Genomic DNA, 17207 nt, shown 5'->3' on the forward strand with positions numbered 1-17207 from the left:
TATCGAGCGACTGTTCGGCTGGCTGAAGGAGCATCGTCGCTTGGCGACCCGTTACTGCAAGCTCGCGAAAAGCTATGCCGCCATGGTCACATTGGCCTGCTGGCGGCGATGTCTACGACAGTACTTTTCGTACAGAGCCTAGCATGCTAGGTTGCGCGCCGAATGAAATAACGTTCACGTCAGGAGCAACCGAAAGCAACAACATTGTGATTCTTGGTGCTAACGCCGCCAAAAAAAACATTGTAATTTGCCCAATTGATCACAAATCAAGCATTTTAGCCGCAGAAGAGCTTGAAAGAAAAAATATCGAAGTTCGCAGAATGAAAATTGATAGATGCGGACGAATTGATCTTGAACACTTATCTACTCTTGTAGACCAAAATACCGCACTGCTTTCTCTATCATATGTAAATTCTGAAATAGGCACCTATCAAGATTTGTCGGAAATTCGAAAAATATTGAATAAGTCATCCGCCTTATTTCATATCGATGCCGCACAGGCAGTAGGGAAACTACCGATTAATGTCAAGAATCTTGGAGTAGACTGTGTCTCTATCTCAGCGCATAAGATTCAAGGCCCTAAAGGAATAGGTGCCCTTTACGCTTCACCCTCCACTGTTTCGCGCTTGCGTCCTCTTACATTCGGTGGTGAACAATCTAAACTCCGCAGCGGAACACTTCCAACTCAACTTATTGTCGGCTTTGGCATTGCCGCCCAACGTATTAACACCAATAGTCTCCATGCTTCGTGGAAATCAGCAACTCAACGACGAATCGCTATCCTCGAAACGTTAAACTCTCATAAAATATCATTCCAACTAAATTCTCCCGAAAAAAATTCCATACCTCATATTTTGAATATCTCGATTCCTGGCATAGGCGCAGAAACTATCATTAGCTGTCTAGATGGCGTATGTGTCTCATCAGGTTCGGCCTGCAACTCGAACAACCTGAAACCCTCTCACGTCATTACGGGCATCGGATATAGCCCCGATAGAGCAAACAGTGCAATTCGCCTCTCCTTCACTAGCGACATGGATATCAACGACATTAAAACTGGCGTGGAAATATTTGCAAAAACTGTACTAAAGCTAACTACACTAAATCAGTGAAAAATATGACAGAAAATATTGCAATAATAACTGGTGGAGACTCCTCGGAACGTGACGTTTCTCTCCAGACCGCTGAGGCTGTTTCACAATCATTACGCAGATCTCAGGTACGTCATGAAGTCTTTACTATACCCGAATACAAGAATCTGTTTGAACTAAAGCTAGAGGGCTTCACAAGGGTTTTTCTGGCTTTTCACGGTGGATGCGGTGAAAACGGAATGGCACAGGCGTATCTGGAAGGCCTGAACATGCCTTATAACGGACCTTCTCCTCAGGCAAGCGCAATATGCATGGACAAATTGCTAACAAAGCATATTGCCAGAGGGCTGGGCATCAACGTAGCGAATTATCTATATTTAAGAGATATCCGCAGCGCCTCCTTCGATGAGGCAAAACAACAACTTGGCGACACCTGTATTATCAAACCTAACAGTGAAGGCTGCAGTTTTGGTGTATCGCTAGTACACGACAACCCCAAAGATTTTTACGCAGCTATTGAAAGAGCGCTTCATTATAAGAGCGGCATACTTATTGAAGAGTTCATCGCCGGCCCAGAACTATCAGTCTGTTATTTATTCGGGCACGTACTACCAATTTTTGCCCTCGGATTCACAAGCGACTTCTTCTCATATGAGGCAAAATTTTTATCCACCAAGACAACTGCCAAACTAATTACTTTGCCCAGACACATCAACCAGAAACTAAAAAAAGACTGCAAATCCATTGCCGAAGCAATTGACCTTGATTATTTTAGAGCAGACATTATCATTCACGATGAAAAACCCTATCTTATAGAGCTCAATACCCTGCCCGGCTTAACAAGCCATAGCCTTTTCCCCAAAGCATGCCACGAGTGTGGAATTGAATTTGATGAACTAGTCCTTTTATTAAATAATTTACATCCAGTTTGCGATAGTTAAACAATAGCACAGGCCGTGTTTAATATCTATCTTTATAGGTGCGCAATGCGTTGTGCTCAACAATCAGTTTCCTTGATTGATTCAGGTACGGGATCAAGCGCCACCCGTAATGTGCAGCACTGGTAGCGCTTGAGTTCTCCCCTTACACAGAAAAAGCAAATACTTTCGGCATTCAATCAGCTATCCCGACGCAAATCCGGCGGAATCGGCAGGTCCGGCTTGAGCGGTTCTGGCGCCTTGCCCTTGCCCGCCCGGTACTGGCGGATCTGGAAGACGTAGGCCAGTACCTGGGCCACCGCCAGGTACAGCCCCGCCGGGATTTCCTGCTCGAGCTCCGTGGAGTAGTAGATCGCTCGCGCCAAGGCCGGCGATTCGAGGATCTGCACCTTGTGCTCCATGCCGATCTCGCGGATCTTCAGGGCGATGAAGTCAGTACCCTTGGCCAGCAGCAACGGCGCCGTACCGCCCTTCTCCGGGTCGTACTTGAGCGCCACAGCGTAATGGGTCGGGTTGGTGATGATCACGTCAGCCTCCGGCACCGCGGCCATCATGCGCCGCTGCGACACTTCGCGCTGCAACTGGCGGATGCGCTGCTTGACCTCCGGCTTGCCCTCGGTGTCCTTGTACTCGTCGCGCACTTCCTGCTTGGTCATCTTCAGCTTCTTGTGCGCCTGCCAGAGCTGGAACGGCACGTCCACCGCCGCGATCAACAGCAGCCCCGCAGCCATCCACAAGGCGCTCCAGCCCACCACCTGGACACTGTGGATGATCGCCTGCTCCAGCGGCTCGTTGGCGATCGCCAGCAGCGCCTGGCGGTCGTTGGCCAGCACCACCAGCGCCACCACGAGGATCACGAAGAACTTGGCGATGGCCTTGAGCAGCTCGGTCAAGGCGTTCAAGGAGAACATGCGCTTGATCCCCGACAACGGGTTCATGCGGCTGAACTTCGGTTGCAGCAGGCTCCCGGAGAACAGGAAACCACCCAGGGCGATGGGGGCGATGAAGGCGATCACGAACAGCAGGATCAGCACCGGCTGCACCGCCCACAACGCCATCTTGCCCGAGGCGAGCAAAAAGGCGCCCATGGCCCGCTCGTCCACCAGCACCTCACGCGGCAGGTTGAAGTTCAGGCGCATCAGTTCCATCAAGGTCTCGCCCAGGTAGCCACCGAACGCCAGCAGGCCGCCAGCGCCGGCCAGGGTCACCGCTACCGTGTTGAGCTCCTTGGAGCGGGCGATCTCGCCTTTCTCGCGCGCGTCGCGCTTGCGCTTGTCGGTGGGCTCTTCTGTCTTGTCCTGACCGCTTTCGCTCTCTGCCATGCTCAGCGCGCCCGTGCCAGTTCACGCAGCCATTGCAGCGCTTCGCTGGCCAATGCCTGGTAGTGGGAAAGGATGTCGGCCAGCCCGACCCAGAAGATGCCCATGCCCAGCACCAGGGTCAGCGGGAAGCCGATGGAGAAGATATTCAGCTGCGGCGCGGCACGGGTCATCACGCCGAAGGCGATGTTGACCACCAGCAATGCGGCGATCGCCGGCAGGATCAACAGCAGCCCGGCGCCGAGCACCCAGCTCAGGCGCCCGGCCATTTCCCAGAAGTGGCCGACCACCAGGGCGTTGCCCACCGGCAAGGTGGTGAAACTTTCGGTCAGCACCTCGAACACCACCAGGTGGCCGTTCATCACCAGGAACAGGATGCTCACCAGCATGGTCATGAACTGGCTGACCACCGCCACGTTGACGCCGTTGGCCGGGTCGACCATGGAGGCGAAGGCCATGCCCATCTGCACGGCGATGATCTGCCCAGCCACCACGAAGGCCTGGAACAGCATCTGCAACGACAGGCCGAACAGCACGCCGACGATGATCTGCTCACCGCACAGCAGCACGCCGCGCAGGCTCAACGGGTCGATCTCAGGCAACGGTGGCAGGCCCGGCACGATCACCACGGTGATGGCCAGGGCGGCGTACAGCCGGATGCGCGCCGGCAGCATGCGCGTACCGAAGATCGGCATGGTCATCAGCAGCGCGGTCACCCTGAACAGCGGCAGGATGAAGGTGGCGACCCAGGTGCCGATCTGCGTGTCGGTCAGCTCCAGCATGGCCGTTTCAACCGATCAACTGGGGAATGCTGGTGTACAGGCCGATGAAATACTCCATGAACTTCTGCACCAGCCAGGGCCCGGCGAGGATCAGGGTCACCAGCATCACCAGCAGGCGCGGCAGGAAGCTCAGGGTCTGTTCGTTGATCTGCGTGGCGGCCTGGAACATGGCCACCACCAGCCCCACCAGCAGGCTCGGCACCACCAGGGTGGCGACCATCAGGGTGGTCAGCCACAAGGCATCGCGGAACAGGTCTACGGCGACTTCAGGTGTCATGCAAGGCTCTCCTTGATGGCGTCAGACGCCACCGAAACTGCCGGCCAGGGTACCCATGATCAGCGCCCAGCCATCGACCAGGACGAACAGCATGATCTTGAACGGCAGCGAGATGATCAGCGGCGACAGCATCATCATGCCCATGGCCATCAGCACGCTGGCGACCACCATGTCGATGATCAGGAACGGGATGAAGATCATGAAGCCGATCTGGAACGCGGTCTTGAGCTCCGAGGTGACGAAGGCCGGGACCAGGATGGTCAGCGGCGTCTGCTCGGCGCTGTCGATGTCGGTGCGCTTGGACAGGCGCACGAACAGGTCCAGGTCGTTCTGCCGGGTCTGCGCCAGCATGAAGTCTTTCAACGGCCCCTGGGCCTTGTCGATGGCCTGCTGGGCGGTCAGTTGCTCGTTCAGGTAGGGCTGGATGGCATCCTGGTTCACCCGGTCGAACACCGGCGCCATGATGAACAGGGTCAGGAACAGCGCCATGCCGGTGAGCACCTGGTTCGACGGCGTCTGCTGCAGGCCCAGGGCCTGGCGCAGGATGGAGAAGACAATGATGATGCGGGTGAAGCTGGTCATCAGGATGACGAACGCCGGGATGAAGCTCAGCGCCGTCATGATCAGCAGGATCTGCAGGCTGACCGAGTATTCCTGCTGCCCGTCCGGACCGCTGGACAGGGTGATGGCCGGCACCGACAACGGGTCGGCGGCCAGGACCGACGGCGCGGCCAGTAGCAGCGCGATTGGCAGCAAGGTGCTCAACAGGGTGCGCAGGGCGCCACTCATCACTTCTTGTCCTTCTGATCCTTGCCCATCAGCTCCAACAGCCGCTGGGCGAATTCCGGCGTGGCCGGGCGGGCGCCAGCCGGCACCTCCACGGGCTCGGCCAGCACGTGCAACGCCTCGATGCTGCCAGGGGTATGGCCGATGAGGATCTGCTCCTTGCCCACCTGCACCAGCAACAACCTGTCGCGCGGGCCGATGGCCCGGCTGCCGACGATCTCGATCACTTGCGCGCCACGCGGCGCGGCGCCCTGCAAGCGGCGCAGCAGCCAGGCCAGGAAGAAGATCAGGCCGACCACCAGCAGCAGGCCCAGGACCATCTGCGCCAGTTGCCCGCCCAGGCTGCCCGGGGTGGCAGGCGCCGGCGCTACCGGCTGGGCGGCGGCGATCACCGCCTCGCTGGCCAACAGCGCGCCAAGGGCCATCGCGGCCCGAATCCGGCCTTTCACTCAGCGCAGCTTCTTGATGCGTTCGCTGGGGCTGATCACGTCAGTCAGGCGGATGCCGAACTTCTCGTTGACCACCACCACCTCGCCATGGGCGATCAGGGTGCCGTTGACCAGTACGTCCAGTGGCTCGCCGGCCAGGCGGTCGAGCTCGATCACCGAGCCCTGGTTGAGCTGCAGCAGGTTGCGGATGCTGATCTCGGTGCTGCCCACTTCCATGGAGATGTTCACCGGGATGTCCAGGATCACGTCCAGGTTCGGGCCTTCGAGGCTGACGTTTTCGTTCGGCTTGGGCGAGCTAGGGAACTCTTCCATCGGCAGGCGGCCGGTGCCGGCGGACGGCTTGCCAGCATCGGCGGCCAGCAGCGCGTCGATATCGGCCTGGCCGGCATCGCCGGTTTCTTGCAGGGCTGCGGCCCACTCGTCGGCCAGGGCCTGATCCTCCGGGGAGGTGATTTCGTTTTCGTTAGCCATAGTGTCCTCGACTGGCATTCGATTCGGGATTGCGACCGGCACGCCGTCAGCGGCGTTCGATCGGGTCGATGATCTGCAGCGACAGGGTGCCCTTGTGCGAGCCCAGCCGCGCCTTGAACGACGGTACGCCGTTGGCGCGCAGCACCAGGTGCTCGGGCAACTCCACCGGGATCACGTCGCCCGGCTGCATGTGCAGGATGTCGCGCAGCTTCAGTTGGCGACGGGCCACGGTGGCCGAGAGCGGCACGCTGACATCCAGCACGTCCTCGCGCAGGGCCTTGACCCAGCGCTCGTCCTGGTCGTCCAGGTCGGACTGGAAACCGGCGTCGAGCATTTCCCGCACCGGCTCGATCATCGAGTACGGCATGGTCACGTGCAGATCGCCTCCACCACCGTCGAGTTCGATGTGGAAGGTCGACACCACCACCGCCTCGCTCGGCCCGACGATGTTGGCCATGGCCGGGTTGACCTCGGAATTGATGTACTCGAAGTTGACCGGCATGATCGCCTGCCAGGCTTCCTTGAGGTCGACGAAGGCCTGGTCCAGCACCATGCGCACCACGCGCAGCTCGGTGGGAGTGAACTCGCGGCCCTCGATCTTGGCGTGGCGGCCATCGCCGCCGAAGAAGTTGTCCACCAGCTTGAACACCAGCTTGGCGTCGAGGATGAACAACGAGGTACCGCGCAACGGCTTGATCTTGACCAGGTTCAGGCTGGTGGGCACGTACAACGAGTGCACGTACTCGCCGAACTTCATCACCTGCACGCCCCCGACCGCCACGTCGGCGGAGCGGCGCAACAGGTTGAACATGCTGATGCGGGTGTAGCGGGCGAAGCGCTCGTTGATCATCTCCAGGGTCGGCATGCGACCGCGCACGATCCGATCCTGGCTGGTCAGGTCGTAGCTCTTGACGCTGCCGGGCTCGACAACGCTTTCGGTCTGTACCAGCCCATCGTCGACCCCGTGCAACAGGGCATCGATCTCATCCTGGGACAGCAGGTCCTGCACGGCCATTTCGGGCTCCTACTGCAATACGAAATTGGTGAACAGCAGCTGGTCGACGACCGGCCTGCCGACTTCCTTCTGCGCCACTTCCTGGACCACCGCGGTGGCCTTCTGGCGCAGCATCTCCTGCCCCACCGCGCTGCTGGCCAGGGTGTCGAAGCCCTGGCCTGAGAACATCATGACCAGGTTGTTGCGGATGACCGGCATGTGCACCTTGAGCGCGTCCAGGTCGGCCTGGTTGCGCCCTTGCAGGGTGATGCTCACCTGCATGTAGCGCTGCCGGCCGTTCTGGTTGAAGTTGACCACGAAGGCGGGGGCCAGGGGCTCGTAGATCGCCGCTGGCTTGGCATTGGCCTGGGCCGGGTCGGCGGCGGGTGCCGACTCGCTTTTGTGCATAACGAACCAGGTGGCACCCACCGACAGGCCGACCGCCAGCAACAGGGCCAGCACCAGCAGCAGGATCAGTTTGAGTTTGCCTTTGGTGGCGGGGTCTTTGACTGCTTCGCTCTTGGCCATGCCAATAATCCGTCGTCCATTAGGGTTTCACAGGAGAATGACGTGGCTTGAGCAAGTGTTATGCCAGATTTATCGCAGGGGGTGTCGACCAACCGGGAGCTTGCCCCGCAGACGGATCGCCGCAATCGATTCAAGCGTAGTAATCCACCGCACTGTCACCGACGACCACCTGCCGCTCCACCGGCCGCGTGGCATCGGCCAGCTCGTCGGCCTCCCCACCGGCCTCGGCGGCCCGGCGCGCGGCGACGCCGGACAGGCTCGAGCTCTCCTGCTGCCCCTGCTGTTGCTGCTGGCCACGGGACTGGTCGGCGACGTTGACGTCAGGCTGGGCCAGGCCCTGCTGGGCGAACAGCTCGCGCAGGCGGTGCACCTGGCTGTCGAGGGCATCGCGCACGCCGGCATGACCGCTGATGAAGGTCACCTGGGTGGTCTGGTCCGTCGCCACGTTGACGCGGATATCGAGGCGCCCGAGTTCGGCGGGCTCGAGCTGGATGTCGGCCGACTTGAGGTTCTGGCTGGACAGGTACATGACCCGGTTGACCAACCCCTCGGCCCAGGCGTTCTGGTTCATCGGCAGCGGCTGGTGCAGGGGGTTGGCCGGCATGGCGTTGGCGGTCTTCGGCGTGGCGGCCTGGGTCAGGCTGGCCAGGCGGTTGGCGAAATCGTCGACGCGGGTGTCGCTGCTGGCGCTCTTGAGGTCCTTGAGGCCATCGTCGAGCAGGTTGTCGAATGCCTTGCCGCCCGGCTCCGACTCTCCAGCTTCATCGACCAGGTTCGCCAAGGTATTGACGGCTCCCCGGCCATCGTCGGCCTGGGCCTGGCGCTCGTCAGCCCGGCTGGCATGGGCGCAGGTGGTGCCCTTGGCCTGGGCATTCTGCTCCAGGGCCAGGCGCAGGGCTGGCAGGTCGGCCAAGGGGTCAGCCTGCGGGTCGAAATCTTCGGACGCCTGCTCGGTAGCCGTCGATGCGTCTGCTGGCTGGGCCGCCTGCAGGGCAGGCGCCACGGCCTCGGCCTGGGCCTGAATCAGCTGCGCGCCGGGTTGCGCATCGGTGACCTGGCCCGCCACCAGGCGAGCATCGAGCGAGCCCGGGCCATCGGCTTCAGCGGTTTCGCCAGCCTGGTCGGTGGCCGGCAAGTTCTTGCCGCCTTTGGCAACGGCTGCCCCCTTGCCATCATCCTGCTTGCCGCCCGACGCCGCCTCGGGCCTGTCCTTCGGCTTGGCCTGGACGGGCTTGTCGTCACGCCCCTGGCGGGCCATGACCTGGTCGAAGCCAGTGCCCTGCCCGCCCGCGCCCTGCTGCGGCTTGTCCACCACGCTGGCAGCCGAGCGCGACGGCTTGTCCATGACACTGGCTTGCAACAAAGGATTGGGTGCGACAGGCATTGAAAGGTCTCCGCGCCGGAAATCGTGAAATCGTCCGGGCAAAGACAGGCAAGACTCGCGCCAGGTTTCCCTCAGCTGGCGGAAATCCGTTCTCGCTCGTCGCGGTAGAAGCGCTGGACCTCCTGATATTCCTGGTCGATGCGGTTGACCAGGTCCTCGATGCCATACAGCGGCCGCTGCCGCGCCCGCTCCTCGAGCTGGCGGCACAGTTCGGCCAGGCCAACGGCGCCCATGTTGCTGCTGCTGCCCTTGAAGCTGTGCGCGGCAAGGCCCAGCTCATCGGCGTTCCTGGCTTCGTGCAACTGGCTCAGGCGCCGCTCGGAATCCTCGAGGAAGGTTTCCAGCAATTGCAGGTAGCCGTCTTCCATGACCTCCTGCAGGTCGGTGAGCAGCTTGTGATCGATATGCATGTCCACGTACTTGTTCACTCCTTGATCAAGCTTGATTATGCCCCAGCCTGCGTGGCAGTTCGCCACCCATTCACCAGAAAAACATCACCCGTGCGCAACGGCCACCGTCGAGCCACTCGGCCCCCTGGCTAAGGCGCCGGACCATGTTCAGGCCGCGGCCGCTGAGCCTGTGCGCCGTCATCGAGCGCGCCAGTTCCCGCGCCACGTCGAAGCCGGCACCACTGTCGCCGACCTCGATCGTCAGACGCCCGCCACAGGGTTGTGGTTCCACCTTCATGACGATCTGCACGAACCCCTCGGCCAGTTGCGCCAGGCGCCGGTCGCGCTCGCGATAATAATCGGCAAAACCCTGGGCGTCGCACTTGAGCCGCGAGTCCAGGCCCAGCACCCCGTGCTCCAAGGCATTGGCGTACAGTTCGCTGAGCACGCTGTGCAGCGCCCCACCATGCGATCGCAACCCCTGGACTTCCTGCAGCAGTTGCACAAGGTAGGGCACCGGGTTGAACCGTTTCAAGCTGTCGGCACGCAATTCGAAGCGCATCGACCACGCCAGCGGGCCGGAGTGCCCACCACCGCCAGGGGCCACGGCCAGCGGGGTCGGCGGTACTGGCTCGCTCATGCGGATATCGCACAGGCTGATATCGTCCCGGGGGCGCCCGCCGAACCGCTCCAGGGCCAGCATCACCTCGTCGAACAGCCGGGCCGGATCCCGGTTGTCGGCCAGCACCTGGCGCAGGCGCTGCACGCCGAACAGCCGCTCCTGCGCGTCAGCGGTATCGACGACACCGTCGGACAACAGGAACAAGCGTTCGCCCACCGCCAGCGGCAGCACTTCGGTACTGTCGTCGAAGCGCTCGGGGGCCAGGATCCCCAGCGGCAGATGGCGGGAAACCAGCGTCGAAAGCACCTCGCCAGCCGCGGACAAGCGGTAGCCGTCAGGCATGCCGCCGTTCCACACCTGCACCGTGCCGCGCTGGAAACTCAGTTCGAGCAACAGCGCGCAGCAGAACATGTCCACCGGCAGCGTGCGCTTGAGCCGGGCGTTCATCTCCCGCAGCATCTCGCCCAGGCCATAGCCTTTGGCTGTCATGCCATGGAACACCTCGGCCAGGGGCATGGCCCCGACCGCGGCAGGCAGGCCATGGCCGGTGAAATCGCCGAGCAGCACGTGCATGTCGCCACAAGGGGTGTAGGCCGCCAGCAGCAGGTCGCCGTTGAACAGGGCGTAGGGCGATTGCAGGTAGCGGATGTTCGGCGCCTGCAGGCAGCCGGAATGGGCCACCTTGTCGAACACGGCCTTGGCCACGCGCTGCTCGTTGAGCAGGTGGTGATGGTGGCGGGCGATCTGGTCCCGTTGCTCCAGCACCGTGGCCTGCAGCCGGCGCAAGCGGTCCATGGCACGGATCTTGGCGCCGAGGATCACCGCACTGTAGGGCTTGGCCATGAAATCGTCGCCGCCAGCCTCCAGGCAGCGCACCAGAGCCTGTTCTTCGTTCAGCGACGTAAGGAAGATGATCGGCACCAGCGCTTCGCCGGCCAGCGCCTTGATCTGCCGCGCAGCCTCGAAGCCGTCCATCACCGGCATCAGCGCGTCGAGCAGCACCAGTTGCGGGCGCCGCTCGGCGAACAGCGCCACGGCCTGCTCGCCGTTTTCCGCGGTGAACACCTCATGGCCCTGGCGCCGGACGATCTGCGCGAGCAGCATGCGGTCTGCCGCCCCGTCCTCGGCAACCAGCACGCTCAGCGCCCGTTCGGCCGGCATGTCGATACTCAACTGATGTCGAACAGCTTTTCGAAATTGGAAATGGCCAGGATCTTGCGCACGTCGGGGCTGGTGTTGATCACGCTGATGCAGGAGTCATCACCGCCTTCGTGGTCGCGCAGCAGCAGCAACATGCCCAGCGCCGAGCTGTCCAGGTAGGTGGCGTCCTTGAGGTCGACCACGACCGAGTTGGGCCGTACCGGTTGCCTTTCGTAGGCATTGCGAAATTCCTGGTGCCTGCCGAAATCGAAGCGGCCCTTGACCTTGATCGTCAGCTTTTTATCGTCCTGGGAGAAATCGGATTCGACAGCCATGCCAGCGATTCCTTCGATGATGGCGAATACGACTTTTGAAGGTTTAGCAGGCATGGAGCGGGGTCGCAAGGCGGGGGCAGGACCGTTCGTGAGGTTCGGGTTTCAGGGGCCTGCCCATCGCCAAGTCCTCTGCATGACTCAGGCTCCGTGAGCACCGCCGACCTGTGGGAGCCGGCTTGCCGGCGATGGGGCGCGAAGCGGCCCCAGATGCTCGCTGACCGACGCAGGACTACAGATGCCCCTGGCGCGGCAGGCGCTGGGACAGCTCGTCGAGCAGCTTCTGCTCGCGCTTGTCCTCGGCACGCCGGGCCTCGTCCATATAGCGCTGCACCAGCTTGCGCAGGCCTTCGACCCGGGCATAGGCCTGCTGCCAGGTGTCGCGGGCACCGTTGAGGTTGTTCTGGTGCCAGGTCAGGCTCTGCCGCTGCTGGGTCATGGCCGCCTCCAGTTGCCCCAGGAAGCGCTGATAGTTGACCAGCCAGCTGCCGTTGACCCCCTGCCCGCCACGGTTGATCCATTGCTGCTGGTAGTCCTCGCGAAAACGCTCAAGCTCGGCCAGCTTGGCCTGGGCCTGCACCACCTGCTGCTGGAAATGCCCCAGGCGCTGGGCAGCCTTGCGCTCGGCCTCCTCGGCCATTTCCACCACCGGCGCCAGGCGTGCCGCTCTGCTGGGCAAGGCCATGGGCTATCAACCGCCCGCCGGCGCGGCGAAGATACCGCCCAGCTGTTCGCGGCTCTGGGCCATGCCGACATTCTCGTCCAGCCCCTGGCGCAAGAAGCCCACCAGCTTGGACTGCAAGGCGATGGCCTGGTCCGTCTCTGGATCGCCGCCAGCCACGTAGGCGCCGACGCTGATCAGGTCGCGGCTCTGCGACAGGCGCGACCACAGCTGCTTGAACTTCTGCGCCTGGCGCAGGTGATCGGCATCGACCACCTGGGGCATGACCCGGCTGATCGAAGCCTCGATATCGATGGCCGGATAGTGCCCTTCCTCGGCCAGGCGCCGGGACAGCACGAAGTGGCCATCCAGCACGCCCCGCGCCGAGTCGGCGATCGGGTCCTGCTGGTCGTCGCCTTCCGAGAGCACGGTATAGAACGCCGTGATCGAACCGCCACCCGGCTCGCCATTGCCCGCCCGCTCCACCAGCTTGGGCAGCTTGGCGAAGACCGAAGGCGGATAGCCCCGGGTCGCCGGCGGCTCGCCGATGGCCAGGGCGATCTCGCGCTGGGCCTGGGCGAAACGGGTCAGCGAGTCCATCAGCAACAAGACGTTCTTGCCCTTGTCGCGGAAGTACTCGGCGATGCGCGTGCAATACATGGCCGCGCGCAAGCGCATCAGCGGCGCGTCGTCGGCTGGCGAGGCCACCACCACCGAGCGCTTTAGCCCCTCCTCGCCGAGGATGTGCTCGATGAACTCCTTGACCTCCCGGCCCCGTTCGCCGATCAGCCCAACCACGATGATCTCGGCCTCGGTGAAGCGGGTCATCATGCCCAGCAGCACCGACTTGCCCACGCCGGTACCGGCGAACAGGCCCAGGCGCTGGCCCCGGCCGACGGTGAGCAACCCATTGATGCTGCGGATGCCCACGTCGAGCGGCTGGCTGATGGGGTCGCGGTTGAGCGGGTTGATGACCGGCCCGTCCATCGGTACCCAGTCCTCGGCCTTCATCCCGCCTTTGCCGTCCAGCGCACGGCCGGCACCGTCGAGCACCCGGCCAAGCATGCTCATGCCCATGGGCAGGCGGCCGCTGTCGTCCAGCGGTACCACCCGCGCGCCCGGGGCGATGCCGGCGATGCTGCCGACCGGCATGAGGAACACCTTGCTACCGGAAAAGCCCATCACCTCGGCCTCCACCTGCACCGGGTGGTAGCTGTCGTCGTTGATCACCAGACAGCGGCTGCCCACCGCCGCCCGTAGCCCCTCGGCTTCCAGGGTCAGGCCGACCATGCGCAGCAGGCGGCCCTCGACCAGCGGTTGCGCAGGCAACTTCACCGCCCCGGCATAGCTGCCCAGGCGCTTGCCGAAGCTGGTGCGGTCAAGGCGCATCGGGATTATCCAGTTCGATCGACAGGTCCGGCGCAGCCGGGTGCAGGGCCTGGTCGTGGAGCTGGTCGAACAGTTGCGCCACGGCCTTCTCGATCCGCGTTTCCATGGTCGCGTCGATGCGGCTGTGGGCGGTCTCGATACGGCAGCCCCCCGGCAGCAGCGATTCGTCTTCGAGCAGCTTCCAGCGTTCCTCGTGGCGTTCGCGCAGGGCCTTGGCCAGCTCGAAGTCCTGGGGATTGAGGTGGATACGGATATTGTCGGCGCCCATCGGCAGCAGCTTGAGCGCCTCGCGCAGCACGTGGGTGATCTGGCTGGAGTCGCTGCGCAGCTCGCGGCCGATCACCTGCCGGGTCACGTGGGCGACCAGGTGCACCAAGGACTTCTCGATCTGCGTGTCCTGTTCGGCGATGGGCTCGAGCAGGTGGCCCATCAACCGCTCCAGGCTGTCCAGCTTGGCCGCCAGGGCGACCTCGGCCTCCTGGCGCACCTTCAACTGGGTGCTGTGGAAACCTTCGCGCTCACCGGTGGCGAAGCCTTCGTTATAGGCCTCCTGGCGGATGGCCTCGAGCTCCTCGAGGGTCAGCGGCTGGACCTCGTCCAGCGGCACCTCCTCGACTTCGTCCTCGACGACCTCAGGCACAGGTTCCGGCTCAGGTTCGGGCTCCGGCTCCGGATCGAAGCTGGGCAGCGGCCAGACATCGACGCCTTCGAGGTCACGAGCGCGGATCAGGTCGCTGGGGTGTTCTTTGGTGGACATGCAAATGCCTGCTGGTGGAATCGGTTTTAGCGGCGCGCGTCAAGCTGCAAGCAAGAGCGGCAGCATGCGATCTGCTTTTTCTTGCCGCTTGAAGCGCGCTGCTTGGCTTAGATCATCTCCTCGGCACCCTTGCCGCCGAGCACGATCTCGCCGGCCTCGGCCATGCGCCGGGCGATGGTGAGGATTTCCTTCTGCGCCGCTTCCACGTCGCTGACCCGCACCGGGCCCTTGGCCTCCAGGTCGTCGCGCAGCAGCTCCGAGGCACGCTTGGACATGTTCTTGAAGATCTTGTCCTTGACCTTTTCGTCGGCGCCCTTGAGCGACACCACCAGCACGTCCGAGGACACCTCGCGCAGCAGCGCCTGGATGCCGCGGTCGTCGACGTCGGCCAGGTTGTTGAAGACGAACATCAGGTCTTCGATCTGCTCCGACAGGTCGTTGTCGATCTCGCGGATCGAGTCCATCAGTTGGCCTTCGACCGAGCTGTCGAGGAAGTTCATGATGTCGGCAGCACGCTTGATACCGCCCAGGGTGGTGCGCGCGGCATTGGAGTTGCCGGAGAACTGCTTCTCGAGGATCTGGTTCAGCTCCTTGAGCGCCGCAGGCTGTACGGTATTGAGCGACGACACGCGCAGGATGATGTCCAGGCGCACCTTGTGGTCGAAGTTGCTCAGCACCTCGCCGGCCTGGTCCGGGTCGAGGTAGGCGACCACGATGGCCTGAATCTGCGGGTGCTCGTAGCGGATCACATCGGCCACGGCGCGTGGCTCCATCCACTTGAGGCTGTCCAGGCCGCTGGTGTTGCCACCGAGCAGGATGCGGTCGATCAGGCCGTTGGCCTTGTCCTCGCCGAGGGCTTGGTTGAGCATCTTGCGGATGTAGCCGTCGGAGCCCACGCCCAGGCTGGTCTGGTCGCCGACGATCTCGACGAACTCGCTCATCACCTGCTCGACCTGCTCGCGGTGGACGTTGCCCATCTGCGCCATGGCCACGCCAACCCGCTGCACTTCCTTGGGGCCCATGTGCCGCAACACCTGGGCGGCATCGGTCTCGCCCAGGGAGAGCAGCAGGATCGCCGCCTTGTCGACACGGCTCAGCTTGGCGGTAACGGCTCGGTTGTCACTCATCGGCGTTGATCCACTCTTTCACGACCTGGGCCACGCGGCCCGGATCCTCGGCCACCAGGCCCTTGATTGCGTTCAGCTGCGCCTCGTAGCCCTCGTTCGGGCTCGGCAACAGGATGCTTGTCGGGCCACCCAGGGTGACGCGGTCGTTGGCCAGCTCGCCATCCAGACCCATCATCCCGCCCAGTTCCATGTCGCTGTCGGCAGCGGCCTGCTTGCCACCGCCGGTGATGTTGTTGAGCACCGGCCGCAGCACGCCGAACACCAGCACCAGGATGAACAGCACGCCGAGCACCTGCTTGACGATGTCCCAGAACCACGGCTGCGAGTAGAACGGAATGTCGGCCAGCACCTCGCCCCGGTCGGCGGCGAACGGCACGTTGATCACGGTCACGCTGTCGCCACGGCTGGCGTCGAAGCCCACCGCATCCTGCACCAGGCGGGTGAAGCGTGCCAGGTCCTCGGCGCCCCAGGGCGCGCGGACGGCCTCGCCGGTGGCGGCGTCGAGCTTGACCTGGTCGTCCACCACCACCGCCACCGACAGGCGGGTCAGGCGCCCCTGCTGCTGGCGGGTGTGGCTGATGGAGCGGTCCAGCTCGAAGTTGCGAGTGGTCTGCAGGCGCTTATCGGCCGGATACGGCGCGAGCATCGGCTGGCCGGTGGCCGGGTCCATGATCTGCTGGCCGTTGGCGTCCACCAGCGGCTGGCCAGGCTGCACGGCACCGGCTGCCGGCGCGGCAGCGGTAGCATTTTCCGGCGCGGCGGCGCCGGCCGGCGGCTGGTTGCTCAGGGCGCCTGGCACGCCTTGCGGCGGCTGGCTGCTGGCGCGCTGCTCATTGACCGACTGCTCGCTGCGCAGGGCCGGCTGGTCGGGGTTGAACTGCTCGGAGGTGGACTCCACTGCGCTGAAATCGATGTCGGCGGACACCTCGGCCTTGTAGCGGTCATTGCCCAGCACCGGCTCGAGGATGTTGTGCACGCGCTGGGTGAGCATGCCTTCCATGCGGCGGCTGTAGTCGAACTGCTTGCCAGCCATGGTCAGGGCGGTGTCTTGCAACTGGTCGGAGAGCAGGTTGCCCTTCTGGTCGACCACGGTGACCTGGGACTTGTCCAGCTCCGGTACGCTGGTGGCCACCAGATTGACGATCGCCATCACCTGGCCGGCTTCCAGGGCGCGGCCGGGATACAGCTCGACCAGCACCGACGCGCTGGGCTTGCGCTCGTCACGCACGAATACCGAGCTCTTGGGGATCGCCAGGTGCACACGTGCGGCCTTGACGTTGTTCAGGCTGGCGACGGTGCGGGCCAGTTCACCCTCCAGGCCACGACGATAGCGGGTGGCTTCCATGAACTGGCTGGTGCCCAAGCCCTGGTCCTTGTCGAGGATCTCGAAACCGACATTGCCATCGCTCGGCGCCACGCCGGCGGCGGCCAGTTTCAGGCGCGCACGGGAAAGATCGTCGGCCTTGACCAACAGCGCGCCGGAGTTGGGTTCGACGCGGTAGCCGATGTCAGCGGCCGACAAGGTCTCCATGACCTGCTTGGTGTCCATGCCCGCCAGGCTGCCGTACAGCGGCCGGTAGTCCGGCTGCTGCGACCAGAGCACCACGGCGAAGCCGATCGCCACGCTCGCCGCCAGGCCGACCAACAGGCCGACCTGCCGCAGCATGGGCATCTGCGAGATGTTTTCCAGGAACGCCATGCCGAACAGCGGCGGCTTGGCCGCTGGCGGGCCGCTCTTGGCGGGGGCGTTATCGACGACTGCTTCGGCCAT

General features: G+C 63.1%; 20 protein-coding genes. 3 read left to right on the top strand and 17 right to left on the bottom strand.

The genetic code is table 11. The features are described from left to right. The 3 genes from NJF35_RS15845 to NJF35_RS15855 all read left to right on the top strand — a co-directional run. Nucleotides 1–142, top strand: a 142-nt coding sequence (locus NJF35_RS15845; RefSeq protein WP_253091270.1) for a transposase, incomplete at its 5' end; no start/stop codon positions are given. Nucleotide 143: 1 nt separating this feature from the next. Continuing rightward, the gene (locus NJF35_RS15850; RefSeq protein ID WP_253091247.1) at nucleotides 144–1112 is read left to right on the top strand and encodes a cysteine desulfurase family protein; all 969 of its coding nucleotides are present in this window, start codon (nucleotides 144–146) and stop codon (nucleotides 1110–1112) included. Nucleotides 1113–1117: 5 nt separating this feature from the next. Next, nucleotides 1118–2032 (top strand): D-alanine--D-alanine ligase, encoded by a 915-nt coding sequence (locus NJF35_RS15855; RefSeq protein WP_253091248.1) that lies wholly within the window; start codon nucleotides 1118–1120, stop codon nucleotides 2030–2032. 176 nt (nucleotides 2033–2208) lie between these two features. Here the strand turns inward: NJF35_RS15855 and flhB are convergent, their stop codons facing one another. The 17 genes from flhB to fliF form a co-directional block, all read right to left on the bottom strand. Beyond that, nucleotides 2209–3351: a flagellar biosynthesis protein FlhB gene (flhB, locus tag NJF35_RS15860; protein ID WP_225789289.1), complete on the bottom strand. Its 1143-nt coding sequence runs from the start codon at nucleotides 3349–3351 to the stop codon at nucleotides 2209–2211. A 2-nt stretch (nucleotides 3352–3353) separates the two neighbouring features. After that, entirely contained in the window at nucleotides 3354–4130 is a 777-nt protein-coding gene (fliR, locus tag NJF35_RS15865) for a flagellar biosynthetic protein FliR (protein ID WP_225789290.1), read from the bottom strand. A gap of 7 nt (nucleotides 4131–4137) precedes the next feature. Further along, nucleotides 4138–4407: a flagellar biosynthesis protein FliQ gene (gene fliQ / locus NJF35_RS15870; RefSeq protein WP_225789291.1), complete on the bottom strand. Its 270-nt coding sequence runs from the start codon at nucleotides 4405–4407 to the stop codon at nucleotides 4138–4140. Nucleotides 4408–4428: 21 nt separating this feature from the next. Beyond that, a complete protein-coding gene (gene fliP / locus NJF35_RS15875; RefSeq protein WP_253091249.1) occupies nucleotides 4429–5196 on the bottom strand; it encodes a flagellar type III secretion system pore protein FliP in 768 nt (255 codons plus the stop codon). Continuing rightward, complete coding sequence (fliO, locus tag NJF35_RS15880) at nucleotides 5196–5642, bottom strand: flagellar biosynthetic protein FliO (protein WP_225789293.1); 447 nt, start codon at nucleotides 5640–5642, stop codon at nucleotides 5196–5198. Before fliO ends, fliP begins: the two co-directional genes overlap by 1 nt. After that, on the bottom strand, nucleotides 5643–6113 hold the full coding sequence (gene fliN, locus NJF35_RS15885; protein WP_225789294.1) for a flagellar motor switch protein FliN: 471 nt from the start codon (nucleotides 6111–6113) through the stop codon (nucleotides 5643–5645). Nucleotides 6114–6159: 46 nt separating this feature from the next. After that, complete coding sequence (gene fliM, locus NJF35_RS15890; protein WP_225789295.1) at nucleotides 6160–7128, bottom strand: flagellar motor switch protein FliM; 969 nt, start codon at nucleotides 7126–7128, stop codon at nucleotides 6160–6162. 9 nt (nucleotides 7129–7137) lie between these two features. Further along, complete coding sequence (fliL, locus tag NJF35_RS15895) at nucleotides 7138–7635, bottom strand: flagellar basal body-associated protein FliL (RefSeq protein WP_253091250.1); 498 nt, start codon at nucleotides 7633–7635, stop codon at nucleotides 7138–7140. 130 nt (nucleotides 7636–7765) lie between these two features. Further along, nucleotides 7766–9019 carry a flagellar hook-length control protein FliK gene (locus NJF35_RS15900; protein WP_253091251.1) on the bottom strand — a complete coding sequence of 418 codons (1254 nt, stop codon included), beginning with the start codon at nucleotides 9017–9019 and terminating at the stop codon, nucleotides 7766–7768. Between the two features lie 71 nt (nucleotides 9020–9090). Then, on the bottom strand, nucleotides 9091–9429 hold the full coding sequence (locus tag NJF35_RS15905; protein WP_225789298.1) for an Hpt domain-containing protein: 339 nt from the start codon (nucleotides 9427–9429) through the stop codon (nucleotides 9091–9093). A 70-nt stretch (nucleotides 9430–9499) separates the two neighbouring features. Next, the gene (locus tag NJF35_RS15910) at nucleotides 9500–11191 is read right to left on the bottom strand and encodes a fused response regulator/phosphatase (protein ID WP_225789299.1); all 1692 of its coding nucleotides are present in this window, start codon (nucleotides 11189–11191) and stop codon (nucleotides 9500–9502) included. Nucleotides 11192–11199: 8 nt separating this feature from the next. Next, a complete protein-coding gene (locus NJF35_RS15915; protein ID WP_225789300.1) occupies nucleotides 11200–11505 on the bottom strand; it encodes an STAS domain-containing protein in 306 nt (101 codons plus the stop codon). Between the two features lie 229 nt (nucleotides 11506–11734). Further along, nucleotides 11735–12187 carry a flagellar export protein FliJ gene (gene fliJ, locus NJF35_RS15920; protein WP_225789301.1) on the bottom strand — a complete coding sequence of 151 codons (453 nt, stop codon included), beginning with the start codon at nucleotides 12185–12187 and terminating at the stop codon, nucleotides 11735–11737. Nucleotides 12188–12193: 6 nt separating this feature from the next. Continuing rightward, nucleotides 12194–13552 (bottom strand): flagellar protein export ATPase FliI, encoded by a 1359-nt coding sequence (gene fliI / locus NJF35_RS15925; protein WP_225789302.1) that lies wholly within the window; start codon nucleotides 13550–13552, stop codon nucleotides 12194–12196. Next, nucleotides 13542–14309: a flagellar assembly protein FliH gene (gene fliH, locus NJF35_RS15930; protein WP_225789303.1), complete on the bottom strand. Its 768-nt coding sequence runs from the start codon at nucleotides 14307–14309 to the stop codon at nucleotides 13542–13544. The genes fliI and fliH overlap by 11 nt, the downstream gene beginning before the upstream one ends. Nucleotides 14310–14416: 107 nt before the next feature. Next, on the bottom strand, nucleotides 14417–15436 hold the full coding sequence (gene fliG, locus NJF35_RS15935; protein ID WP_225789304.1) for a flagellar motor switch protein FliG: 1020 nt from the start codon (nucleotides 15434–15436) through the stop codon (nucleotides 14417–14419). Then, entirely contained in the window at nucleotides 15429–17207 is a 1779-nt protein-coding gene (fliF, locus tag NJF35_RS15940) for a flagellar basal-body MS-ring/collar protein FliF (protein ID WP_225789305.1), read from the bottom strand. The genes fliG and fliF overlap by 8 nt, the downstream gene beginning before the upstream one ends.

This window comes from Pseudomonas guariconensis (assembly GCF_024127895.1).
Taxonomy (GTDB): Bacteria; Pseudomonadota; Gammaproteobacteria; order Pseudomonadales; family Pseudomonadaceae; genus Aquipseudomonas; species Aquipseudomonas guariconensis_B.

Coding starts and splice junctions, on each gene's coding strand:
- fliQ (WP_225789291.1), bottom strand. CDS start 4,407: ATGACACCTGAAGTCGCCGTAGACCTGTTCCGCGATGCCTTGTGGCTG.
- NJF35_RS15905 (WP_225789298.1), bottom strand. CDS start 9,429: ATGCATATCGATCACAAGCTGCTCACCGACCTGCAGGAGGTCATGGAA.
- fliF (WP_225789305.1), bottom strand. CDS start 17,207: ATGGCCGAAGCAGTCGTCGATAACGCCCCCGCCAAGAGCGGCCCGCCA.
- fliI (WP_225789302.1), bottom strand. CDS start 13,552: ATGCGCCTTGACCGCACCAGCTTCGGCAAGCGCCTGGGCAGCTATGCC.
- NJF35_RS15910 (WP_225789299.1), bottom strand. CDS start 11,191: ATGCCGGCCGAACGGGCGCTGAGCGTGCTGGTTGCCGAGGACGGGGCG.
- NJF35_RS15855 (WP_253091248.1), top strand. CDS start 1,118: ATGACAGAAAATATTGCAATAATAACTGGTGGAGACTCCTCGGAACGT.
- fliG (WP_225789304.1), bottom strand. CDS start 15,436: ATGAGTGACAACCGAGCCGTTACCGCCAAGCTGAGCCGTGTCGACAAG.
- flhB (WP_225789289.1), bottom strand. CDS start 3,351: ATGGCAGAGAGCGAAAGCGGTCAGGACAAGACAGAAGAGCCCACCGAC.
- fliR (WP_225789290.1), bottom strand. CDS start 4,130: ATGCTGGAGCTGACCGACACGCAGATCGGCACCTGGGTCGCCACCTTC.
- NJF35_RS15900 (WP_253091251.1), bottom strand. CDS start 9,019: ATGCCTGTCGCACCCAATCCTTTGTTGCAAGCCAGTGTCATGGACAAG.
- fliH (WP_225789303.1), bottom strand. CDS start 14,309: ATGTCCACCAAAGAACACCCCAGCGACCTGATCCGCGCTCGTGACCTC.
- fliM (WP_225789295.1), bottom strand. CDS start 7,128: ATGGCCGTGCAGGACCTGCTGTCCCAGGATGAGATCGATGCCCTGTTG.
- fliP (WP_253091249.1), bottom strand. CDS start 5,196: ATGAGTGGCGCCCTGCGCACCCTGTTGAGCACCTTGCTGCCAATCGCG.
- fliJ (WP_225789301.1), bottom strand. CDS start 12,187: ATGGCCTTGCCCAGCAGAGCGGCACGCCTGGCGCCGGTGGTGGAAATG.
- NJF35_RS15850 (WP_253091247.1), top strand. CDS start 144: ATGCTAGGTTGCGCGCCGAATGAAATAACGTTCACGTCAGGAGCAACC.
- NJF35_RS15915 (WP_225789300.1), bottom strand. CDS start 11,505: ATGGCTGTCGAATCCGATTTCTCCCAGGACGATAAAAAGCTGACGATC.
- fliL (WP_253091250.1), bottom strand. CDS start 7,635: ATGGCCAAGAGCGAAGCAGTCAAAGACCCCGCCACCAAAGGCAAACTC.
- fliN (WP_225789294.1), bottom strand. CDS start 6,113: ATGGCTAACGAAAACGAAATCACCTCCCCGGAGGATCAGGCCCTGGCC.